Below are 20,423 nucleotides of genomic sequence, written 5' to 3'. Positions count from 1 at the left end.
GGCTGGAACTCTAAATACATTGCGCCAGTTTACCACGTCATTCGTACTCTGCCCGACACAGGGCAACAGTGTCTTCAATCAGGCGGCGAGCCACAGTACCAGGCGGCGGTAATAACGGTAATTGATCGTAGCGATACCAGCCCGCATCAAGTAACTCTTTCGGGTCGATTTCAATCTCACCGCTGTGATATTCCGCCATAAATGCCGTCATCAGCGATTGCGGGAACGGCCACGGCTGCGACGTCACATAACGTAAATTCTTCACGCAAATGCTGCTCTCTTCCATCACCTCACGCGCCACGGCCTGCTCGAGGGTTTCCCCGACTTCGACAAAACCGGCCAGCACGGTATAAATTCCACCGCGATGGCGCGTGTGCTGGGCAAGCAGGATATGGTCATCGCGGCGAATCGCCACGATGATGCACGGTGAAATTTGCGGGTAGTAGCGCTCACGGCAATGGCTGCACAGCATCGCCCATTCCGTTTTGCTGACGTGCATATCATGGCCGCAGTAGCCACAAAATTTGTGCGAGCGATAAAACTCAGCAAGCTGTACACCGCGCCCGGCAAGCTGAAACAGCCCTGGGTCCTGGTCAATGATCTGGCGTACAGAACCCATATCCGCACGGCGATTTTGCCGCACTAACCACACGGGATCATTTTCCCACTCGCCGATGTGCATCCCCACAGCGCCATCAAGCTGGAAATCTTGTGCCGCTCCGTGAGGCAGCTCACCTTTTGGCAGCCACAATTTTTGTTCATGACTGACGATAAACCAGCCCTGATCTAACTTTTGAATTACACGTTCCATAACCTGGTGCACATCCCCGAGTTCACTGGTATAAACAAATAGTCGTAACTATTTTGGGTACGTTTGCGTTACATCTTTTACTCACGGAGTCAATCATGCTTAACCAGTTAGAGAACCTGACTGAGCGCGTTGGTGGTAGTAATGAGTTAATCGACCAATGGCTACATGCCCGCAAACATTTATTGGTGGCTTATTACAATATGGTAGGGATCAAGCCTAACAAGGAATCCCATACCGCGCTCAATGAAAAGGCCCTGGATAATTTTTGCCACAACCTGGTGGATTATCTGTCTGCCGGCCATTTTAATATTTATGAACGCATTATCAGTGAAATGGAAGGCAGCAGCCCACTTTTAGCTGCAACGCATCTCTACCCACAGCTTGAAGCCAATACCCAACAAATCATGGATTTCTATGATACGCATCTTGAAAGTGCTATCGACCATGATAACTACATCGAGTTCCAGAGCGCATTGTCAGGCATCGGCGAAGCGCTGGAATCACGTTTTTCGCTGGAAGATAAACTCATTGAGCTCGCTTACGACCATGATCTAAATGACAGTGCTAACGATACCGGCAACCTTGCACGCCCGGCTTGAGTTCTGCGCTGTTAACGAGTAGTTTACATATCGACCCGTAGCAATACGGGTTTCTTCTTGTCGGAGTGCCGAGTGTTTAACTAAGTTAAGCACCGGCTGAGACCGTTAATTCGGGATCCGCGGAACCTGATCAGGCTAATACCTGCGAAGGGAACAAGAGTAATTCTGCTTTTGGGTTCACCCGTGCGCGGGCGGTCCACATTCATTACTCCTCCGTTGTTCTGACAAGCCACTCCTTGATATTTACTGGAATGAGCTATGTCTAATACTGAAAAAAAACCAAACCGCCGCGAACAGCGTGCCGCAGCCCAGCATTTTATTAACACGCTGGAAGGGACTGCTTTCCCCAATTCCCAACGCATTTATCTCACCGGTTCACGTGACGATATCCGCGTGCCGATGCGTGAAATTCAACTTAGCCCAACAGCAACCGGCGGCAGCAAGGAAAACCCACAGTTCACCCCTAATGATGCCATTCCGGTGTATGACACGTCTGGAGCGTATGGCGACCCGGCGATCAACATCGATGTGTTACGTGGGCTATCACCACTGCGGGCAAACTGGATTAGCGAGCGTGATGACTGCGAATTACTGAACGACCGCAGCTCTGCCTACACCAAAGAGCGTCTGGCTGATGACGGTCTCGACGAATTGCGTTTTGAAACACAACTTACGCCGAAGCGGGCCAAAGCCGGGAAAATTGTCACGCAGCTGCACTATGCACGCCAGGGCATCGTGACGCCGGAAATGGAGTTTATCGCCATACGTGAAAACATGGGCCGCGAACGCATTCGCGATGAAGTGTTACGCCACCAGCACCCAGGTCAGGGTTTTGGCGCGCGTCTGCCAGAAAATATTACCCCTGAATTTGTGCGTGACGAAGTCGCCGCAGGCCAGGCAATTATTCCCGCCAATATTAACCACCCCGAATCTGAGCCGATGATTATCGGGCGTAATTTCCTCGTCAAAGTAAACGCTAATATCGGCAACTCTGCGGTCACTTCCTCGATTGAAGAAGAGGTAGAAAAACTAGTGTGGTCGACGCGCTGGGGTGCGGACACCGTAATGGACCTTTCCACCGGCCGCTATATTCACGAAACTCGTGAATGGATTTTACGTAACAGCCCAGTGCCGATTGGTACCGTGCCCATTTACCAGGCGCTGGAAAAAGTAAATGGCATCGCTGAAGACCTGACCTGGGAAATGTTCCGCGACACACTCCTGGAACAGGCCGAGCAAGGCGTGGACTATTTCACCATTCACGCCGGAGTGCTGCTGCGTTATGTGCCGATGACGGCCAAACGCCTGACCGGAATTGTGTCGCGCGGCGGTTCGATAATGGCGAAATGGTGCCTGTCACATCATCAGGAAAACTTCCTGTACGAACACTTCCGTGAAATCTGCAAAATCTGCGCTGCTTACGACGTTTCTCTCTCACTTGGCGACGGCCTGCGCCCCGGCTCCATCCAGGATGCCAACGATGAAGCACAATTTTCCGAACTGCATACACTTGGCGAGTTGACCAAAATCGCCTGGGAATACGATGTGCAGGTGATGATTGAAGGCCCGGGACATGTGCCAATGCAGATGATCCGCCGCAACATGACCGAAGAACTGGAGCACTGCCATGAAGCTCCGTTCTACACGCTCGGCCCGCTGACCACCGATATTGCACCGGGTTACGACCATTTCACCTCAGGTATTGGTGCAGCCATGATTGGCTGGTTCGGCTGTGCGATGCTTTGTTACGTCACACCAAAAGAGCATCTTGGCCTGCCGAATAAAGAAGATGTTAAACAGGGGCTGATTACCTACAAAATTGCGGCACATGCCGCAGACCTGGCAAAAGGCCACCCTGGTGCGCAGATCCGCGACAACGCCATGTCGAAAGCCCGCTTTGAATTCCGCTGGGAAGACCAGTTTAACCTCGCGCTTGACCCTTTCACCGCCCGCGCCTATCACGATGAAACGCTACCGCAGGAGTCCGGCAAGGTCGCGCACTTCTGTTCCATGTGCGGGCCAAAATTCTGCTCGATGAAAATCTCCCAGGAGGTTCGCGATTTCGCCGCTAAGCAAGCCATAGAAGTTGGCATGGACGATATGTCGCAATCCTTCCGGGCAAAAGGTGGCGAAATTTATCTGCGTCAGGAGGAAGTGTGATGAGCACACCCGCCTTCCCTTCTGTGCCCAAACGACTCGGGTTGTATCCGGTGGTGGATAGCGTCGAGTGGATTTCCCGCTTGCTGGAGGCGGGAGTGCGCACTCTTCAATTGCGCATTAAAGACAAACGCGACGAAGAAGTTGAAGCCGACATTGCTGCTGCCATTGCGCTTGGTAAGCGATATGAGGCGAGGTTATTCATCAATGATTACTGGCGACTGGCGATAAAACATCGTGCTTACGGTGTTCATCTGGGCCAGGAAGATCTGGATGTCGCTAATCTGGATGCCATCCGCGATGCGGGCCTGCGCCTCGGGCTTTCGACACACGACAATATGGAAATGGATCGCGCCCTGGAAGCACGCCCTTCTTACATCGCTCTGGGGCATGTTTTCCCAACCAGAACCAAACAGATGCCATCGGCACCGCAAGGTCTTACACAGCTCGCGGCACATATCAGAACATTGGGCGATTACCCCACCGTGGCGATTGGCGGCATTAGTATTGATCGTGTTCCTGCCGTACTGGCGACAGGCGTGGGAAGTGTCGCGCTGGTTAGCGCGATTACTCAGGCACCTGACTGGCAAGCCGCCACCGCGCAACTACTGGAACTTGTGGGAGCAGGCGATGAATGATGCCGATTTCATGCGTTACAGCCGCCAGTTGCTACTGGAAGATATCGCCATCGAAGGGCAGCAAAAACTGCTGGCGAGTAAGGTTTTAATCGTCGGGCTCGGCGGGCTTGGCTCCCCGGCGGCGCTATATCTGACGGCGGCAGGCGTTGGCACCCTGACTCTGGCTGACGATGACAACGTGCATATCAGTAATTTGCAGCGCCAGATTCTATTTACTTCACAAGATATCGAACAGCCAAAATCGCTGGCCGCCCAACGTCATCTACAACAACTTAATCCTGATATTAAGCTCCAGGTTATTGGCGAGCGTCTGGCTGGAGAAGTGTTGAATCAGGCAGTAAAAAATGCCGATTTGGTTCTGGATTGCAGCGACAACATGGCGACACGCCAGGCCGTTAACGCCGCCTGTGTCGTACATAACAAACCGCTGATTTCTGCAAGTGCAGTCGGCTTTGGTGGGCAACTGATGGTTCTGACGCCACCGTGGGAAACCGGCTGTTATCGCTGTGTCTGGCCTGACGAACACGAACCGGAGCGCAACTGCCGCACTGCGGGAATCATCGGCCCGGTGGTCGGAGTGATGGGGACATTGCAGGCTCTGGAGGCCATAAAGTTGCTGAGCGGCATGGCTCCGGCAACGGGTACTTTGCGCCTGTTTGACGCTCGCCAACACAGCTGGCGCTCCCTCACCATGCAAAAAGCGGCTAATTGCCCGGTATGTGGAGGGCTAGATGCACATCCAATTTAACGATGAACCGCTGCAGTGCCCGGATAACCTGACGCTGGCAAAGCTGCTTGAACAACTGCGCCTGTTGAAACCAGGCGTAGCACTCGCCATCAACCAAAGCATTGTGCCACGTGAACAGTGGGAAGCTCATTTGTTGAAAGATGGCGACCAGATCTTGCTTTTTCAGGCCATAGCCGGGGGTTAACATGCTACAGATTGCTGATAAAACTTTCTCATCACGCTTGTTCACCGGCACCGGGAAATTTTCCTCGCCGCAGGTGATGGTTGAAACGATTCGCGCTTCCGGCTCGCAGTTAGTGACAATGGCAATGAAGCGCGTCGATTTGCGTAACCATAACGATGCGATTCTCGCGCCACTGCTTGAGGCGGGCGTGCAGTTGCTGCCGAATACCTCTGGCGCCAAAACGGCTGAAGAAGCGATTTTTGCCGCACAGCTTGCCCGAGAAGCGCTGGGTACACATTGGGTAAAACTGGAAATCCACCCCGATGCCCGCTATTTGCTGCCCGATCCCATCGAAACGCTGAAAGCTGCGGAAGTACTCGTCAAACAGGGGTTTGTTGTATTGCCTTATTGCGGCGCCGATCCCGTTTTGTGCAAACGGCTTGAGGAAGTCGGATGTGCAGCGGTCATGCCACTCGGGGCGCCAATTGGCTCGAATCAGGGCTTACAAACCCGGGCATTTTTAGAAATTATTATCGACCAGGCTCGCGTACCGGTAGTGGTTGATGCAGGTATCGGTGCGCCAAGCCATGCCGCAGAAGCGCTGGAGATGGGGGCTGCTGCGGTGCTAGTGAATACGGCGATTGCCGTGGCGCGGGATCCCGTGCAAATGGCTCATGCATTTCGCCTGGCAGTTGAAGCTGGCGTATTAGCGGCTCAATCAGGTTTGGGCGCGCGCCACCAGCAGGCACAAGCCTCCAGCCCGTTAACCCAGTTTCTGCAATTTAGCCAGGAGGGTACGTGATGGCACAAACTTTCACCGAGCGCTGGCGTGAGCTGGACTGGGATGACATCCGACTTCGTATTAACAGCAAGACAGCTGCCGACGTGGAGCGAGCATTGAGCGCACGCAAAATCACCCGCGACGATCTGATGGCGCTGCTCTCCCCTGCCGCCAGCCACTATCTCGAACCGCTGGCACAGCAGGCCCAGAAATTAACTCGCCAGCGTTTTGGTAACACGGTGAGTTTTTACGTGCCGCTTTATTTATCGAATCTCTGCGCCAACGAATGTACCTACTGTGGTTTTTCCATGAGTAACAAACTCAAACGCAAAACCCTGGATCAACAGGAAATTGAGCGGGAATGCGCGGCAATTCGCAAACTAGGCTTCGAACATTTGTTGTTGGTGACCGGTGAACACCAGACCAAAGTGGGAATGGACTATTTCCGCCAGCACTTTCCCGCGATTCGCCACCAGTTCAGTTCACTGCAAATGGAAGTTCAACCACTGGACGAGCATGAGTATGCCGAACTGAAAACTCTCGGAGTAGATGGTGTGATGGTTTATCAGGAAACCTATCACCAGGCAGTGTACGCGCAGCATCATTTACGCGGCAATAAACAGGATTTCTTCTGGCGCCTGGAAACGCCAGACAGGCTTGGCCGCGCGGGAATAGATAAAATAGGCCTGGGCGCGTTGATTGGTTTATCGAACAGTTGGCGCACCGACTGCTTTATGGTCGCGGAGCACTTACTTTGGCTACAGCAACACTACTGGCAAAGTCGTTATTCGATTTCGTTTCCGCGTTTACGACCCTGTACGGGCGGCGTAGAACCGGCGTCGGTCATGACTGAAAGCCAATTAGTGCAAGTGATATGCGCATTTCGTCTGCTTTCACCCGATGTCGAGCTTTCGCTTTCTACGCGTGAATCACCGTGGTTCCGGGATCATATGATCCCGCTCGCCATTAACAATGTCAGCGCATTTTCCAAAACCCAGCCAGGCGGTTATGCCGATAATCACCCTGAACTTGAACAGTTTGCTCCGCACGACGGGCGCACACCCTCGGAAGTCGCAGATGCACTAATGCGCTCTGGCTTACAACCGGTGTGGAAAGACTGGGACCATTTTCTGGGAAGAGCTTCGCAATAGCTTTGTACGCTTACATCGCGAGAAAAAGAGATTCCGAGGCGGGCCGAACGATGGCTCATTCCACATTGATGTGATGGTTTCCGTAAAATATTGTCTCCCTTGTCGGATTCCGAACCCGACCGGGGTGGCAACTTTCCCTCCTCATTGCCGCCCCGCCTTCCCGTAAAATGTAACCGGTTTCAGCTCAGGTACGTTTCTTTTGTGATACCTCACACACAATCATTGCAAAGCGGTTGTTGTACCAGGCCGTCACGGATAATTATCAGTATATCGAACGGACACTGAGAGCAGATCTATGAAGAATATCGTTTTGTGTTGTGCAGCGGGTATGTCGACTAGCATTTTGGTCCAACGCATGAAGGACGCCGCTCAGAAGAAAGGTATTGAAGTCTCTATCAAGGCAGTTCCGGTTGCAGAATTCAAAGACAATATTGATACCGCTGATATTGTCTTGCTCGGCCCACAAGTTAAATATGAGCACGCCAAACTACAGGCGATTGCAGAGCCGATGGGTAAAACCGTTGCTGTTATCGACATGATGGATTACGGCATGATGAAAGGCGATGTTGTGCTCGAGAAAGCTTTGAAAATGATGGAGTCATAAAAACATGGAAGATTTAGAAACGATTATCATGGAATTGTTGGTTAATGCCGGTAGCGCACGCAGCCAGGCACTGACTGCTCTGCAAATGGCTCGCAAAGGGGATTTCGCAGCAGCACAACAAGCGATGGAAGAATCACGTGAGTTTGTGAAACATGCTCACAAAATCCAGACTCAGCTTATCGGCTTAGATGAAGGCACTGGCAAACTGCCGGTTAACTTGATTACCGTACACTCTCAAGACCACCTGATGAACGCGATGGTCATTCAGGATTTAGCCGAAGACATGATTGAACTGTATCGTCGCCTTCCATTAGCTAACTGATTTTTCATTTCTTTCAGGCATAAAAAAACCGCTCTTTCGAGCGGTTTTTGTTTTTGGCGTCTCTAACGATTAATCGTTATCGTTACCGCCCAGATTACCTGCGTTCAGCAATTCTGCCAGGCTGGCAGTTGCGTCCGCTGCAGTGACCTGAGGTACAACTGGCGCTTCGCCCGCTGCACGACGGCGCATACGATCCTGGTGGTACGCGTAACCGGTACCTGCTGGGATCAAACGACCGACGATAACGTTCTCTTTCAGGCCGCGCAGTTCGTCACGTTTACCCGCAACAGCTGCTTCGGTAAGCACACGAGTTGTCTCCTGGAACGATGCCGCGGAGATGAAGGACTCGGTTGCCAGAGAGGCTTTGGTGATACCCAGCAGATCACGTGAGAAGGACACGTTAATCTTGCCGTTCGCTTCCAGTTCGCGGTTAGCGATCTTGACGCGAGAGTATTCAGCCTGCTCACCTTCCAGGAAGTCAGAGCTACCAGCGTTAACGATGGTTGCTTTACGCAACATCTGACGCACGATGACTTCGATGTGTTTATCGTTAATCTTAACGCCTTGCAGACGGTAAACGTCCTGCACTTCGTTGGTGATGTAACGAGTCACAGCATACACGCCACGCAGACGCAGAATGTCGTGCGGAGATTCTGGACCATCGGAAACAACGTCACCGCGTTCTACAACTTCGCCTTCGAATACGTTCAGCTGACGCCACTTAGGAATCATCTCTTCGTAAGCATCGCTGCCGTCGAGTGGAGAGATAACCAGACGGCGTTTGCCTTTGGTTTCTTTACCGAACGAGATGATCCCGCTGATTTCAGCAAGGATAGCTGGCTCTTTCGGACGACGCGCTTCGAACAGGTCAGCAACGCGTGGCAGACCACCGGTGATGTCCTTGGTACCACTTGATTCCTGAGGAATACGCGCCAGCGCGTCACCAGAGTGAATCTGAGTACCATCTTCCAGCTGAACAATCGCTTTACCTGGCAGGAAGTACTGAGCTGGCATGTCTGTACCAGGGATCAGAACGTCGTTGCCTTGAGCATCAACAATTTTCAGTGCTGGACGCAGATCTTTACCACCCGCGGTACGTTCTGCAGAATCCAGAACAACCAGAGATGACAGACCTGTCAGTTCGTCAGTTTGACGAGTAATGGTCTGGCCGTCGACCATGTCAGTAAAGCGGATGAAACCACTTACTTCAGAGACGACTGGCATGGTGTGCGGATCCCAGTTTGCTACGGTTTCGCCCGCTGCAATCTGCTCGCCATCACCTTTACCCATTACCGCACCGTAAGGAACTTTATAGCTCTCTTTAGTACGACCGAATTCATCAATCAGTTTCAGCTCGGTGTTACGAGAAGTGACGACCAGTTTCCCGGCGGAGTTCACAACCGACTTAGCGTTGCTGAGCTTGATGCTACCTTTGTTCTTAACCTGAATGCTGGATTCAGCAGCCGAACGAGATGCCGCACCACCGATGTGGAACGTACGCATCGTCAGCTGAGTACCTGGTTCACCGATGGACTGTGCCGCGATAACCCCGATAGCTTCACCTTTGTTGATGATATGACCACGTGCCAGGTCGCGACCATAGCAGTGAGCACACACACCAAAGTCAGTTTCGCAACCTACTACGGAACGGACTTTAACGCTGTCAACAGAGTTAAGTTCTAACACGTCACACCACTGCTCATCGATCAGGGTGTTACGAGTTACCAGGATGTCTGCAGTACCCGGCTTGATCACATCTTCAGCCGTTACACGGCCCAGAACGCGATCGCGCAGTGGTTCTTTAACATCGCCACCTTCGATAACCGGAGTCATCGTGATACCTTCGAGGGTGCCACAATCGTCTTCGGTAACAACCAGATCCTGTGCAACGTCAACCAGACGACGCGTCAGATAACCGGAGTTCGCAGTTTTCAGTGCGGTATCCGCCAGACCTTTACGAGCACCGTGCGTGGAGATGAAGTACTGGAGTACGTTCAGACCTTCACGGAAGTTCGCGGTGATTGGCGTTTCGATGATGGAGCCATCTGGCTTAGCCATCAGACCACGCATACCTGCCAACTGACGAATCTGTGCTGCAGAACCACGAGCACCGGAGTCGGCCATCATGTAAATGCTGTTGAAGGAAACTTGCTGCTCTTCGACGCCGTCACGGTTAATAACGGATTCAGTTTGCAGGTTGTCCATCATCGCTTTAGATACACGATCGTTCGCCGCAGCCCAGATATCGATGACTTTGTTATAGCGTTCGCCTGCTGTTACCAGACCAGACTGGAACTGTTCCTGAATTTCAGCAACTTCAGCTTCCGCTTCAGAGATGATTTCAGTTTTCTTCGCAGGGATGACCATGTCATCGATACCAACGGATACACCTGAACGCGCCGCATAAGCAAAGCCGGTGTACATCGTTTGGTCAGCAAAGATTACCGTAGGCTTCAGGCCCAGAATACGATAACAAGTGTTCAGCATTTTGGAGATTGCCTTCTTGCCCAGCGCCTGGTTGACGATGGAGTAAGGCAGACCTTTCGGTACGATCATCCACAAAATCGCACGACCTACGGTGGTGTCGATAATGCTGGTTTTGGCAACGAACTCTTCGTTCTCGCCTTTTTCATATTCAGTGATACGCACTTTTACACGCGCATGCAGAGAGGCCAGACCTGCGCGATAGATACGCTCAGCTTCTTTAGGGCCAGTCAGCACCATGCCTTCGCCTTTGGCGTTAACACAGTCACGGGTCATGTAGTACAGACCCAATACAACGTCCTGAGAAGGAACGATGATTGGCTCGCCGTTCGCTGGTGACAGGATGTTGTTGGTAGACATCATCAGCGCACGCGCTTCCAACTGAGCTTCAAGCGTCAGTGGAACGTGTACTGCCATCTGGTCACCATCGAAGTCGGCGTTATATGCCGCACAAACCAGCGGGTGCAGCTGGATAGCTTTACCTTCGATCAGTACAGGTTCAAATGCCTGGATACCCAAACGGTGCAGAGTTGGTGCACGGTTCAGCAGTACCGGGTGTTCGCGGATAACTTCGTCCAGGATATCCCAAACGACAGCTTCTTCGCGCTCAACCATTTTCTTCGCAGCTTTAATGGTGGTAGCAAGACCACGCAATTCCAGCTTGCCGTAGATGAACGGTTTGAACAGCTCCAGTGCCATTTTCTTCGGCAGACCGCACTGATGCAGGCGCAGGTATGGACCTACGGTGATTACAGAACGACCAGAATAGTCAACACGTTTGCCCAACAAGTTCTGACGGAAACGACCCTGCTTACCTTTGATCATATCAGCCAAAGATTTCAGAGGACGCTTGTTAGAACCGGTGATGGCACGACCGCGACGGCCGTTATCCAGCAGGGCATCTACCGCTTCCTGCAGCATACGTTTTTCGTTACGTACGATGATGTCAGGAGCAGCCAGATCCAGCAGACGTTTCAGACGGTTGTTACGGTTGATAACGCGACGATACAGATCGTTCAGATCTGAAGTTGCGAAACGACCACCATCCAGCGGAACTAATGGACGCAGGTCTGGCGGCAGAACCGGCAGAACTGTCAGGATCATCCACTCTGGTTTGTTACCAGATTGAACGAACGCTTCCAGCAGTTTGATACGCTTGGTCAGCTTTTTACGCTTGGTTTCGGAGTTGGTTTCGTTCAGCTCTTCGCGCAGAGTTTCACACTCTTGCTCCAGATCCATGTTTTTCAACAAGGCCTGAATAGCTTCCGCACCCATCTTCGCATCGAATTCGTCACCGAACTCTTCCAGCGCATCCAGATACTGCTCTTCAGTCAGGATCTGACGACGCTCGAGGTTGGTCATACCGCCTTCGATAACCACATATGATTCGAAGTAAAGTACACGTTCGATATCACGCAGTGGCATATCCAGCAGCAAGCCGATACGAGACGGCAGTGACTTCAGGAACCAAATGTGCGCAGTTGGGGAAGCCAGCTCGATGTGACCCATGCGCTCACGGCGCACTTTAGTTTGGGTTACTTCAACGCCACACTTCTCACAAATAACGCCACGGTGCTTCAAGCGCTTGTACTTACCGCACAGGCACTCATAGTCTTTTACTGGCCCAAAAATACGAGCACAGAACAGACCGTCACGTTCTGGTTTGAACGTACGGTAGTTAATGGTTTCCGGCTTTTTAACTTCGCCGAACGACCAAGAACGGATCATGTCTGGCGATGCCAGAGCAATTTTGATCGCATCAAACTCTTCGGTCTTAGTTTGCGCTTTCAGAAACTTAAGTAAGTCTTTCACGGATTAGCTCCCGTCGGAGTGAGACTTCTCAGAGACGTCCGGTGTGACCCGGACATCCTGTAACCAGTACAGCAGATACGAGTGATTACTCGCCTTCCAGCTCGATGTTAATACCCAGCGAACGGATTTCTTTCAACAGTACGTTGAAGGATTCCGGCATGCCTGGTTCCATCTGATGATTACCATCCACGATGTTTTTATACATCTTGGTACGGCCATTAACGTCATCAGACTTAACAGTCAGCATTTCCTGCAGAGTATAAGCAGCACCGTATGCTTCCAGTGCCCACACTTCCATCTCACCGAAGCGTTGACCACCGAACTGAGCCTTACCACCCAGCGGCTGCTGAGTAACCAGGCTGTAAGAACCGGTAGAACGCGCGTGCATTTTGTCATCAACCAAGTGGTTCAGTTTCAGCATGTACATGTAACCTACGGTTACTGGACGCTCAAACTGTTCACCGCTACGGCCATCAAACAGTGTGATCTGACCGGAAGTCGGCAGGCCACCCAGTTGCAACAGCTCTTTGATTTCCGACTCTTTCGCACCGTCGAATACCGGAGTAGCAATCGGCATACCTTTTTTCAGGTTCTCAGCCAGACGCAGAACTTCATCGTCGGTGAAGGTGTTCAAGTCAACTTTCTGACGAACATCTGAACCCAGGTCGTATGCTTTCTGGATAAATTCGCGCAGCTTGGAAACTTCTTCGTGCTTCTTCAGCATAGCGTTGATTTTCTCGCCGATGCCTTTAGCAGCCATACCCAAGTGGGTTTCCAGAATCTGACCGATGTTCATACGAGATGGTACGCCCAACGGGTTCAGTACGATGTCTACAGGCGTGCCGTTTTCATCGTAAGGCATATCTTCGATCGGGTTGATCTTGGAGATAACACCTTTGTTCCCGTGACGACCTGCCATCTTGTCACCAGGCTGGATCTGACGTTTAACGGCCAGATACACTTTAACGATTTTCAGCACGCCAGGTGCCAGGTCATCGCCCTGAGTGATTTTGCGGCGCTTAGCTTCAAGTTTCTTCTCAAACTCGTGCTTCAGCTCGTCGTACTGCTCTGCCAGCTGTTCCAGCTGGTTTTGCTTCTCTTCGTCAGTCAGACCCAGTTCCAACCAGCGATCACGTGGCAATTTGTCGAGCTTCTCAGCTTCAATACCGCCAGCAACCAGCACAGCATGGATACGAGCAAACAGACCAGCTTCAAAGATTTGCAGTTCTTCAGTCAGGTCTTTCTTAGCCTGCTTCAGTTGCATCTCTTCGATTTCCAGCGCGCGCTTGTCTTTTTCCACGCCATCGCGGGTAAAGACCTGTACATCGATAATGGTACCGGAAACGCCGTTTGGTACGCGCAGAGAAGAGTCTTTAACGTCAGACGCTTTCTCACCGAAGATTGCACGCAGCAGTTTCTCTTCTGGAGTCAGCTGGGTTTCACCTTTAGGCGTTACCTTACCAACCAGAATGTCACCACCGGTCACTTCAGCACCGATATAAACGATACCGGATTCATCCAGTTTGGAGAGAGCAGCTTCACCCACGTTAGGGATGTCAGCGGTGATCTCTTCTGGCCCAAGCTTAGTGTCACGAGACACACATGCCAGTTCCTGGATGTGAATAGTTGTGAAACGATCTTCCTGAACAACACGCTCGGATACGAGGATGGAGTCTTCGAAGTTGTAACCGTTCCACGGCATGAACGCTACGCGCATGTTCTGGCCTAGAGCCAGTTCACCGAGGTCAGTAGACGGACCGTCTGCCAACACATCGCCACGTTCAACAGGTTCGCCCAGAGAAACACATGGCATCTGGTTGATGCAGGTGTTCTGGTTCGAACGGGTGTATTTGGTCAGGTTGTAGATGTCGATACCAGCTTCACCAGCCAGCATTTCGTCTTCGTTAACTTTGATAACGATACGAGACGCATCAACGTACTGAACAGTACCGCCACGTTTAGCAACGGCAGTAACACCGGAGTCAACGGCAACAGCACGTTCCATACCAGTACCAACCAGCGGCTTATCAGCACGCAGAGTTGGAACGGCCTGACGTTGCATGTTCGCACCCATCAATGCACGGTTGGCGTCATCGTGTTCCAGGAACGGGATCAGGGACGCACCGACGGAAACTACCTGTTGGGTAGAAACGTCCATGTAGTCAACCTGGTCGTTACTGAACAAGCTGGATTCGCCTTTACTACGGCAAGTTACCAGGTCGTCTACGAAACGGCCTTCTTCGTCCAGATTGGTGTTAGCCTGAGCGATGACATAGTTACCTTCTTCAATTGCAGAAAGGTAATGGATTTCGTCAGTGACAACACCTTCAACAACGCGACGATACGGAGTTTCTAAGAAACCGTATTCGTTAGTCTGTGCATAAACAGACAGGGAGTTGATCAGACCGATGTTCGGACCTTCAGGGGTTTCGATTGGACATACACGACCGTAGTGGGTTGGGTGTACGTCACGTACTTCGAAGCCTGCGCGCTCACGGGTCAAACCACCCGGGCCGAGTGCGGAGATACGACGTTTGTGCGTAATCTCAGACAACGGGTTGTTCTGGTCCATGAACTGAGACAGCTGGCTGGAACCGAAGAACTCTTTAACCGCAGCAGAGATAGGCTTGGCGTTGATCATATCCTGAGGCATCAGGGTATCGAGGTCGCCCAAAGACAGACGCTCTTTAACCGCACGCTCTACACGTACCAAGCCAACACGGAATTGGTTTTCCGCCATTTCGCCAACGGAACGGATACGACGGTTGCCGAGGTGGTCGATATCATCCACTTCGCCCTGACCGTTACGAATACCGATCAGCTTACGCATAACCTGGATGATGTCGTCTTTGCTCAGGATACCTGAACCTTCGATTTCATCACGCAGCAGAGAACGGTTGAACTTCATACGACCAACCGCAGACAAGTCATAGCGGTCTTCAGAGAAGAACAGGTTCTCGAACAGGTTTTCAGCTGCTTCGCGAGTTGGTGGCTCGCCAGGACGCATCATGCGATAGATTTCAACCAGCGCGCTCAGGCGATCGCTAGTTGGGTCGACACGGATGGTCTCAGAAATGTATGCACCGTGATCCAGGTCGTTGGTAAACAGCGTTTCGATACGCTTATGACCACACTGGCTCAGTTTAGCTAACAGATCCAAAGACAGTTCCATGTTCGCTGCGCAAATCAGTTCGCCAGTCGATGCATCAACGTAGTCTTTAGCCGCGACTTTACCAGCAATGTATTCAACCGGAACTTCGATAAGCTTAATATCGTCTTTTTCCAGCTGGCGAATATGGCGCGCTGTGATACGGCGGCTTTTTTCGACATAGATTTTGCCGTTAGCTTCGATGTCAAAGGATGCAGTCTCACCACGAAGGCGTTCTGGCACCAATTCCATCTGCAGCTTGTTGTCACGGATTTCGAAATAAACTTTCTCAAAGAACAGATCAAGAATCTGCTCAGTGGTGAACTGCAATGCACGCAGAATGATAGTCGCAGGCAGTTTGCGGCGACGGTCGATACGTACAAACAGGTTGTCTTTCGGGTCGAACTCGAAATCCAGCCAGGAACCACGGTAAGGGATGATACGTGCGTTATACAGCACCTTCCCGGAAGAGTGGGTTTTACCTTTGTCACTATCAAAGAACACACCTGGGCTACGGTGTAACTGAGAAACGATAACACGCTCAGTACCGTTGATAACGAAGGTGCCGTTATCTGTCATGAGTGGAATTTCACCCATGTAAACTTCTTGTTCTTTAATGTCTTTAACGGTGCCTTCCGGCGCTTCACGTTCGTAGATCACCAGGCGCAGTTTTACGCGCAGCGGAGCGGAATACGTCACGCCGCGGATCTGACATTCTTTAACGTCAAATACCGGCTCACCCAGACGATAGCTCACATATTGCAGCTCAGAGTTACCGCTGTAGCTTGCAATAGGGAACACGGAACGGAAAGCCGCTTCCAGACCGTACTGGCCTTCAGGATCTTGCTCGATGAACTTCTGGAACGAGTCAAGCTGGATAGAAAGGAGATAAGGAATGTCCAAAACTTGTGGACGCTTTCCAAAATCCTTACGAATACGTTTTTTCTCGGTATAGGAGTAAACCATTAGGGTTCCTCAGCTCGCTGACAAGTCGACCCATCTGCCCGACAAGGGGACAGTTTGTGCAACACTATTTTGTGGACCGGAAAGTGGAACACTTTCCGCAATACCTGTTTCTATCACTCTTAAACCATTTCACCACGCTTTACCCCGGAACTCCCGGCATAGAAAGTCGTAGTATATTAAGGCGTAGATAGAGACAAACATTGAAAGGAAACCAGCAGTCAAACAGTGTGAAACGCTACTGGTACCCTACAGCGCAAAAAGGCTGGTGACTAAAAAGTCACCAGCCATCAGCCTAATTTCTCAGGCTGCAACCGGAAAGGTTGGCTTATTTAACTTCAACTTCAGCGCCAGCTTCTTCCAGAGATTTCTTCAGTGATTCTGCGTCATCTTTGCTCACGCCTTCTTTCAGCGCAGCTGGAGCGGATTCAACCAGGTCTTTAGCTTCTTTCAAGCCCAGGCCAGTTGCGCTACGAACTGCTTTGATAACGGCAACTTTGTTAGCGCCAGCAGCTTTCAGAATAACGTCGAACTCAGTTTTCTCTTCTACAGCTTCAGCAGCAGCAGCAGGGCCTGCAACAGCAGCAGCAGCGGAAACACCGAATTTTTCTTCCATTGCAGAAATCAGTTCAACAATGTCCATTACAGACATAGCGGATACTGCTTCAATGATTTGATCTTTAGTGATAGACATAACAATTGTTCCTGAAAATCAGAATAAGTTTATACGTAAGCAAATGCGTTAGAAAGGAAAGCGCTATTAAGCAGCTTCTTTCTGATCGCGTACAGCAGCAAGAGTGCGAACCAATTTGCCTGCAGAGGCTTCTTTCATGGTTGCCATCAGGCGTGCGATTGCTTCTTCGTAAGTTGGCAGAGTTGCCAGGCGATCGATCTGGGCCGCCGGGATCAGCTCACCTTCAAAGGCTGCAGCTTTAACCTCAAATTTTGCGTTCGCTTTCGCGAATTCTTTGAACAGACGAGCAGCAGCGCCCGGGTGTTCCATAGAATATGCAATCAAGGTTGGACCAACAAACGTGTCTTTCAAGCACTCAAACTGAGTACCTTCAACAACGCGGCGCAGCAGGGTGTTACGAACAACACGCATGTAAACGCCAGCTTCACGACCTGCTTTACGCAGTTCAGTCATTTTACCTACGGTAACGCCACGGGAATCCGCAACAACCGCAGACAGCGCACCTTTGGCTACTTCGCTGACTTCAGCAACAATCGCTTGTTTGTCTTGAAGATTTAAAGCCATTAGCTTTGCTCCTGGATAATAGCCGGGGTTTCCCCCGGAACTCACTTCACTCATTACCAAAACGGTAATGAACGTCGACATACGGTGAGCAGAAACAAGCCAAAGACTATCAAAAATATTCTTCAGGTTCTGTCACCGTCTACGCAGGGAATTAAGACTCTTTCGAGACACCTGCGGTCTTGGACGGAGGCCTGGATAAGGCCAGGCTCCAACCGAAAATTCTGTGTGCCCTGCATTGCAAGGCAACGGGCGTAAGATTTTAGACCAATCTAACGCCCGCGTAAAGCAGTGAATCTTAGTTCACTACTGCGCTCAGACCAGACTGGTCGATCGCAACACCTGCACCCATAGTGGTAGACAGGCTAACTTTCTTAATGAAAACACCTTTCGCCTGAGAAGGTTTTGCTTTTTTCAGCGCAACCAGCAGGGATTCCAGGTTTTCTTTCAGTTTGTCAGTGTCAAAATCCACTTTACCGATGGTGGTGTGAATGATGCCGTTTTTGTCGTTACGGTAACGAACCTGACCAGCTTTAGCGTTCTTAACCGCTTCAGCAACGTTAGGAGTTACAGTACCAACTTTCGGGTTAGGCATCAGGCCACGTGGGCCCAGAACCTGGCCCAGCTGGCCAACAACGCGCATTGCATCTGGAGATGCGATAACAACGTCAAAGTTCATTTCGCCTTTTTTGATCTGGTCAGCCAGATCTTCCATACCTACCAGCTCAGCGCCAGCAGCTTTAGCTGCTTCAGCGTTAGGGCCTTGGGCAAATACGGCTACGCGAACTGAACGGCCAGTACCGTGCGGCAGTACAGTTGCACCACGTACGTTCTGGTCAGATTTACGAGCGTCGATGCCGAGGTTTACAGCAACGTCAACGCTTTCTACGAATTTCGCAGTGGCCAGCTCTTTGAGCAAAGCAACGGCTTCGTTGATGTCATACTGTTTAGTTGCATCAACTTTGTCACGGATCACGCGCATGCGCTTGGTCAGTTTAGCCATTTCTTAATCCTCCACTACCAGGCCCATGGAACGAGCAGTACCTTCGATGGAGCGAGTCATCGCTTCAACGTCAGAACCAGTCATGTCCGCAGCTTTGGTTTCTGCGATTTCACGCACCTGAGCACGGGTCACTTTACCCACTTTGTCTTTGTTCGGCTTGCCAGAACCAGACTTGATACCTGCAGCTTTCTTCAACAGAACAGCAGCCGGTGGAGTTTTAGTAACGAAAGTGAAAGAACGGTCAGCATAAACGGTAATAACAACCGGAATTGGCAGACCTTTCTCCAGGGATTCAGTTTTGGCGTTAAACGCTTTACAGAATTCCATGATGTTCACACCTTGCTGACCCAGAGCTGGACCAACTGGTGGACTTGGGTTCGCCATACCAGCTGCAACTTGCAGCTTGACGTAGGCTTGTACTTTCTTAGCCATCTTAATTTCCTCTAGTGGGTTATAGCGCCTTACAGAATGAAGGCTCCCCGTGAATAATTCGTTCTACGCGCACAAGACGCATAAAAACAAAAGGCGCGAAATTGTAGTCCAATCTCGCGCCTTGTGCAACGATTAATCGCTGCTTTTACAACCTGATTATTAGGCTTTCTCTACCTGAGCAAAATCGAGCTCAACCGGCGTAGCACGACCAAAGATAGATACAGAAACCTTCAAGCGGCTCTTTTCGTAATCTACTTCTTCAACTACACCGTTAAAGTCAGCAAATGGACCATCGCTGACGCGTACCATTTCACCTGGTTCAAACAGCGTTTTAGGACGCGGCTTATCACCAACCTGTTGCAGGCGGTTCATAATCGCATCAACTTCTTTATCGCTGATTGGTGCAGGACGGTCAGAAGTACCGCCGATGAAACCCATCACGCGCGGAACACTGCGCACCAGGTGCCAGCTCGCGTCGTTCATAACCATCTGGACCAGAACATAGCCCGGGAAGAATTTGCGTTCGCTTTTGCGACGCTGGCCACCACGAATTTCGACCACTTCTTCGGTCGGAACCATGACTTCACCAAACAACTCTTCCATGTTGTGCAATTTGATGTGCTCACGCAGCGATGTTGCTACGCGGCCTTCAAAACCGGAAAACGCCTGAACGACGTACCAGCGCATTTTAGGGGCTTCAGACATCTCAGAACCTCAGGCCAGTAATAAAAGAAACCAGGCGGACAAGAATACCGTCCAGCCCCCACAAAATCAGTGACATTACAGCAGTAACTGCCGCCACGATTAAGGTGGTGTGTAAAGTCTCCTGGCGAGTTGGCCAAATAACTTTACGAACTTCAGTTCTTGCTTCGCGGGCGAAAGCAACAGTCGCTTTGCCTTTCGTCGTTAACAGCGCGACACCACCCGCTGCAGCAATCAGAACAACCACTGCCAGGGCACGCAGAGGCAGAGATACATCACGATAAATGTAGTTGCCCACGATCGCCACAATCAGCAGAGCAGCAACTGCCAGCCATTTCATCGCTTCCAGGCCGCGCCCGCTTCCTTGAGCTTCGGTATTCGCACTCATAAACCAACCCGTCACAATAATTCAGACAAACATTTTTGCCCCGCATACGCGAGGCAAAACCAGACCGAATGGCTCTTTTCAGGCACTATTCGGTATAACGCCATCTTCAGAGCCTGTCTCAACAATGATTATGAGTAAAAAATCACTGATGAGCCAGGTTCTGCCCAGAGAGCGTGCAAAAAGGGCATCAAATGATGCCCTTTTCTTGCGCGTTGCGTCAAATGTTATCAGCGATTAAGCGATAACTTTAGCAACAACGCCC

The 20,423-nt window shown here is 51.1% G+C and carries 18 protein-coding genes and 1 riboswitch; of the genes, 9 read left to right on the top strand and 9 right to left on the bottom strand.

Features of this window, described 5'->3' with window-relative positions; genetic code table 11:
• Positions 1-37 precede the first annotated feature (37 nt).
• Entirely contained in the window at positions 38-811 is a 774-nt protein-coding gene (gene nudC / locus M975_RS20200; RefSeq protein WP_064561675.1) for an NAD(+) diphosphatase, read from the bottom strand.
• Between the two features lie 95 nt (positions 812-906).
• Between nudC and M975_RS20195 the strand changes: the two genes are divergently transcribed.
• From M975_RS20195 to M975_RS20155, 9 genes are all read left to right on the top strand, one after another.
• Positions 907-1,410 (top strand): Rsd/AlgQ family anti-sigma factor, encoded by a 504-nt coding sequence (locus tag M975_RS20195; RefSeq protein WP_064561674.1) that lies wholly within the window; start codon positions 907-909, stop codon positions 1,408-1,410.
• 51 nt (positions 1,411-1,461) lie between these two features.
• A riboswitch (TPP riboswitch) is annotated at positions 1,462-1,580 on the top strand.
• Positions 1,581-1,668: 88 nt separating this feature from the next.
• Positions 1,669-3,570, top strand: coding sequence for a phosphomethylpyrimidine synthase ThiC (gene thiC / locus M975_RS20190; protein ID WP_064561673.1), 1,902 nt, complete (start codon positions 1,669-1,671; stop codon positions 3,568-3,570).
• Positions 3,570-4,205, top strand: coding sequence for a thiamine phosphate synthase (thiE, locus tag M975_RS20185; protein WP_064561672.1), 636 nt, complete (start codon positions 3,570-3,572; stop codon positions 4,203-4,205). The genes thiC and thiE overlap by 1 nt, the downstream gene beginning before the upstream one ends.
• Complete coding sequence (gene thiF / locus M975_RS20180) at positions 4,198-4,953, top strand: thiazole biosynthesis adenylyltransferase ThiF (protein WP_064561671.1); 756 nt, start codon at positions 4,198-4,200, stop codon at positions 4,951-4,953. The genes thiE and thiF overlap by 8 nt, the downstream gene beginning before the upstream one ends.
• Positions 4,937-5,137 (top strand): sulfur carrier protein ThiS, encoded by a 201-nt coding sequence (gene thiS / locus M975_RS20175; RefSeq protein WP_064561670.1) that lies wholly within the window; start codon positions 4,937-4,939, stop codon positions 5,135-5,137. The genes thiF and thiS overlap by 17 nt, the downstream gene beginning before the upstream one ends.
• Before the next feature lies 1 nt (position 5,138).
• Positions 5,139-5,918: a thiazole synthase gene (thiG, locus tag M975_RS20170; protein WP_064561669.1), complete on the top strand. Its 780-nt coding sequence runs from the start codon at positions 5,139-5,141 to the stop codon at positions 5,916-5,918.
• Positions 5,918-7,048, top strand: coding sequence for a 2-iminoacetate synthase ThiH (gene thiH / locus M975_RS20165; protein ID WP_064561668.1), 1,131 nt, complete (start codon positions 5,918-5,920; stop codon positions 7,046-7,048). Before thiG ends, thiH begins: the two co-directional genes overlap by 1 nt.
• Before the next feature lie 295 nt (positions 7,049-7,343).
• A complete protein-coding gene (locus M975_RS20160; RefSeq protein ID WP_034461506.1) occupies positions 7,344-7,652 on the top strand; it encodes a PTS sugar transporter subunit IIB in 309 nt (102 codons plus the stop codon).
• Between the two features lie 4 nt (positions 7,653-7,656).
• Positions 7,657-7,974: a PTS lactose/cellobiose transporter subunit IIA gene (locus tag M975_RS20155; protein ID WP_064541387.1), complete on the top strand. Its 318-nt coding sequence runs from the start codon at positions 7,657-7,659 to the stop codon at positions 7,972-7,974.
• 69 nt (positions 7,975-8,043) lie between these two features.
• Here the strand turns inward: M975_RS20155 and rpoC are convergent, their stop codons facing one another.
• The 8 genes from rpoC to secE form a co-directional block, all read right to left on the bottom strand.
• On the bottom strand, positions 8,044-12,270 hold the full coding sequence (gene rpoC, locus M975_RS20150) for a DNA-directed RNA polymerase subunit beta' (protein WP_064515278.1): 4,227 nt from the start codon (positions 12,268-12,270) through the stop codon (positions 8,044-8,046).
• Positions 12,271-12,355: 85 nt separating this feature from the next.
• On the bottom strand, positions 12,356-16,384 hold the full coding sequence (rpoB, locus tag M975_RS20145; RefSeq protein ID WP_064561667.1) for a DNA-directed RNA polymerase subunit beta: 4,029 nt from the start codon (positions 16,382-16,384) through the stop codon (positions 12,356-12,358).
• 325 nt (positions 16,385-16,709) lie between these two features.
• The gene (gene rplL, locus M975_RS20140) at positions 16,710-17,075 is read right to left on the bottom strand and encodes a 50S ribosomal protein L7/L12 (protein WP_064561666.1); all 366 of its coding nucleotides are present in this window, start codon (positions 17,073-17,075) and stop codon (positions 16,710-16,712) included.
• 66 nt (positions 17,076-17,141) lie between these two features.
• Positions 17,142-17,639, bottom strand: coding sequence for a 50S ribosomal protein L10 (rplJ, locus tag M975_RS20135; protein ID WP_034461803.1), 498 nt, complete (start codon positions 17,637-17,639; stop codon positions 17,142-17,144).
• A gap of 295 nt (positions 17,640-17,934) precedes the next feature.
• A complete protein-coding gene (gene rplA / locus M975_RS20130) occupies positions 17,935-18,639 on the bottom strand; it encodes a 50S ribosomal protein L1 (protein WP_064561665.1) in 705 nt (234 codons plus the stop codon).
• Positions 18,640-18,642: 3 nt separating this feature from the next.
• The gene (rplK, locus tag M975_RS20125) at positions 18,643-19,071 is read right to left on the bottom strand and encodes a 50S ribosomal protein L11 (RefSeq protein WP_034492296.1); all 429 of its coding nucleotides are present in this window, start codon (positions 19,069-19,071) and stop codon (positions 18,643-18,645) included.
• A gap of 159 nt (positions 19,072-19,230) precedes the next feature.
• Entirely contained in the window at positions 19,231-19,776 is a 546-nt protein-coding gene (gene nusG, locus M975_RS20120) for a transcription termination/antitermination protein NusG (protein WP_034461806.1), read from the bottom strand.
• A 1-nt stretch (position 19,777) separates the two neighbouring features.
• A complete protein-coding gene (gene secE / locus M975_RS20115) occupies positions 19,778-20,161 on the bottom strand; it encodes a preprotein translocase subunit SecE (protein ID WP_034461807.1) in 384 nt (127 codons plus the stop codon).
• Between the last annotated feature and the right edge of the window lie 262 nt (positions 20,162-20,423).

The sequence above is a fragment of the Buttiauxella brennerae ATCC 51605 genome, from assembly GCF_001654925.1.
Taxonomy (GTDB): Bacteria; Pseudomonadota; Gammaproteobacteria; order Enterobacterales; family Enterobacteriaceae; genus Buttiauxella; species Buttiauxella brennerae.
Note: the sequence above shows the minus strand (reverse complement) of the source record. Positions and strands in the feature narration are given on the sequence as shown.

Coding starts and splice junctions, on each gene's coding strand:
- nudC (WP_064561675.1), bottom strand. CDS start 811: ATGGAACGTGTAATTCAAAAGTTAGATCAGGGCTGGTTTATCGTCAGT.
- M975_RS20195 (WP_064561674.1), top strand. CDS start 907: ATGCTTAACCAGTTAGAGAACCTGACTGAGCGCGTTGGTGGTAGTAAT.
- thiC (WP_064561673.1), top strand. CDS start 1,669: ATGTCTAATACTGAAAAAAAACCAAACCGCCGCGAACAGCGTGCCGCA.
- thiE (WP_064561672.1), top strand. CDS start 3,570: ATGAGCACACCCGCCTTCCCTTCTGTGCCCAAACGACTCGGGTTGTAT.
- thiF (WP_064561671.1), top strand. CDS start 4,198: ATGAATGATGCCGATTTCATGCGTTACAGCCGCCAGTTGCTACTGGAA.
- thiS (WP_064561670.1), top strand. CDS start 4,937: ATGCACATCCAATTTAACGATGAACCGCTGCAGTGCCCGGATAACCTG.
- thiG (WP_064561669.1), top strand. CDS start 5,139: ATGCTACAGATTGCTGATAAAACTTTCTCATCACGCTTGTTCACCGGC.
- thiH (WP_064561668.1), top strand. CDS start 5,918: ATGGCACAAACTTTCACCGAGCGCTGGCGTGAGCTGGACTGGGATGAC.
- M975_RS20160 (WP_034461506.1), top strand. CDS start 7,344: ATGAAGAATATCGTTTTGTGTTGTGCAGCGGGTATGTCGACTAGCATT.
- M975_RS20155 (WP_064541387.1), top strand. CDS start 7,657: ATGGAAGATTTAGAAACGATTATCATGGAATTGTTGGTTAATGCCGGT.
- rpoB (WP_064561667.1), bottom strand. CDS start 16,384: ATGGTTTACTCCTATACCGAGAAAAAACGTATTCGTAAGGATTTTGGA.
- rplL (WP_064561666.1), bottom strand. CDS start 17,075: ATGTCTATCACTAAAGATCAAATCATTGAAGCAGTATCCGCTATGTCT.
- rplJ (WP_034461803.1), bottom strand. CDS start 17,639: ATGGCTTTAAATCTTCAAGACAAACAAGCGATTGTTGCTGAAGTCAGC.
- rplA (WP_064561665.1), bottom strand. CDS start 18,639: ATGGCTAAACTGACCAAGCGCATGCGCGTGATCCGTGACAAAGTTGAT.
- rplK (WP_034492296.1), bottom strand. CDS start 19,071: ATGGCTAAGAAAGTACAAGCCTACGTCAAGCTGCAAGTTGCAGCTGGT.
- nusG (WP_034461806.1), bottom strand. CDS start 19,776: ATGTCTGAAGCCCCTAAAATGCGCTGGTACGTCGTTCAGGCGTTTTCC.
- secE (WP_034461807.1), bottom strand. CDS start 20,161: ATGAGTGCGAATACCGAAGCTCAAGGAAGCGGGCGCGGCCTGGAAGCG.